This is a genomic window from uncultured Fretibacterium sp., assembly GCF_938040765.1.
Lineage (GTDB): Bacteria > Synergistota > Synergistia > Synergistales > Aminobacteriaceae > CAJPSE01.
On record NZ_CALIAA010000203.1, the window covers coordinates 1 to 2004 of the forward strand.

Genomic DNA, 2004 nt, shown 5'->3' on the forward strand with positions numbered 1-2004 from the left:
CACTGCTGCCTCCCGTAGGAGTCTGGACCGTTTCTCAGTTCCAGTGTGGCCGGTCACCCTCTCAGGCCGGCTACCCGTCGTTGCCTTGGTGAGCCGTTACCTCACCAACCAGCTGATAGGACACGAGCTCCTCCTGCCGCGCATCGCTGCCTTTAACCTCTCGGACTATGGGGTATTAGGGTCCGTTTCCGAACGTTATCCCCCTCGACAGGACAGATTCTCATGCTTTACTCACCCGTCCGCTACTCCGTATACCACTCCGTGTTACCACTTCATGGCACCGTCGTTCAACTTGCATGTGTTACGCACGCCGCCAGCGTTCATCCTGAGCCAGGATCAAACTCTCAGTTGATCGATCTCCTCGGACTTATCGCCAAACTCACAATACCCCTCCGAACACAAACCTCGAAAGGCATCGCTCAATACTTCCTCTTCCCTTTATGGCTCGCCTGTAAATTTGTCAATGTGCTGCGCTCAAAATCCTTACTAAACCCTTGCAATAAGCGGCTTCCCGAAGAAGCAAACCGCCGAGCGCCAAACAACAAAGGAAATTATACAGCCTTTTACCTGCCTGTCAAGTACAAAAACAAAATCCCTCGCAGACCTCGCAGACCCATTAACAACATCCCCAAAACCAAGTACCCCTCAGCCCCTACAATAAACATAAAACCTCCGACCAGATCGCGTTCCCCACTCGCATACCCGCTGGAGTGAGAGCCAGGCTCCGTTCATCCGCACGCACGAGGTGGGGGGGAATCGCCATCAAGACCGCCTCGATCTCCTTCAGAAGCGGGACGCCCCAACGTTCTGCGAAGTCTGCCCGATCGATTCCCCATCGGGTCCTCAGCGAGAGAATAGCGGCCTCAACCCCGCGGGCTCTCGGCCCCAGTCTTTCCCCCGCCGTCTTTGCCTCGGGGAAATTCCTCCCTGCCGCCTCGAGATAGGCATCCAGCGTCCCCGGGTTGGCGTAGCGGCGTCCCTTGAGGTACCCCCACGCCGCAGGCCCCAGGGCCAGGACATCCTCCTGCCTCCAATAGGCCAGGTTGTGCCGGCACTCGCCGCCGGGCGGGGCGTAGCTCGAGATCTCGTACTGGGTGAAACCCCGTCGTGGGAGGAACCATTGGGTATAACGATAAAGAGGATAGCCGTCGGGAAGAACGGGGCTGCGAAGCCCCATGGGGGTATCCGGCTCGAGCGTCAGCTGGTAGGCGGAGACGTGGCGGGCTCCGGCATCCAGAACCCCTCTCAGCGAGGCCGCCCAGGAACGGAGCGTCTGACCGGGAATGCCGAAGATCAGGTCGACGCTCATCCTCAGCCCGGAGCGGGCAAGGCGCTCCATCGCCTCGAGGGCGAGCTTCGCATCGTGGCGGCGTCCCAGAGTTTCAAGCTCCGCGTCATCCAGGCTCTGGACGCCAAGGCTGACACGGGTGAAAAAAGAAGCTCGCCAGACGTTCAGCAGCCCGTCGCTCAAGGACGAGGGGTTGGCCTCCACGGTCGCCTCCTCCAGGCGGCTCCAGTCCCCCAGGCCTTCGAGCAGCGCGATCAGCCGCCCCCATTCGTCCGGCGAGAGCAGGCTCGGCGTCCCGCCTCCGACGTAGAGGGTGCGCGGGGACAGGGGGCCAAGCAGCCCTCTCCAGAGGGCGATCTCCGCCGCAAGCGCGTCCAGGTAGGCCGCGACATCCCCAGCTTCCGGAGGCTCGCTGTAAAAAGAACAGTACCCGCACTTGCCGGCGCAGAACGGCACGTGCAGGTACACGGAGAGCCCCTCGTTCCTCACGGGATGTTTTCCCTCCCGGCCTACTCGCCGTCCTCGATTCGGAGGAACGCCAGAAACGCCTCCTGGGGGATGGCGACGCGCCCGATCTGCTTCATGCGCTTCTTGCCCTCCTTCTGCTTCTCCAGGAGCTTTCGCTTCCGAGTGATGTCGCCGCCGTAGCATTTGGCCAGGACATCCTTCCGCAGGGCCTTGACGTTGACGCGAACGATGACGCGCTTGCCGATCGA

General features: G+C 61.2%; 1 protein-coding gene, 1 rRNA gene and 1 pseudogene. All 3 read right to left on the reverse strand.

Annotation, left to right across the window (positions count from 1 at the left end; all coding sequences use genetic code 11):
* A 16S ribosomal RNA gene (locus tag Q0176_RS07060) occupies positions 1-352 on the reverse strand; the annotation flags it as partial.
* Positions 353-652: 300 nt separating this feature from the next.
* Positions 653-1777, reverse strand: coding sequence for a radical SAM family heme chaperone HemW (gene hemW, locus Q0176_RS07065; protein WP_299300719.1), 1125 nt, complete (start codon positions 1775-1777; stop codon positions 653-655).
* Between the two features lie 20 nt (positions 1778-1797).
* Positions 1798-2004: pseudogene (locus Q0176_RS07070) on the reverse strand (elongation factor 4); the annotation flags it as partial.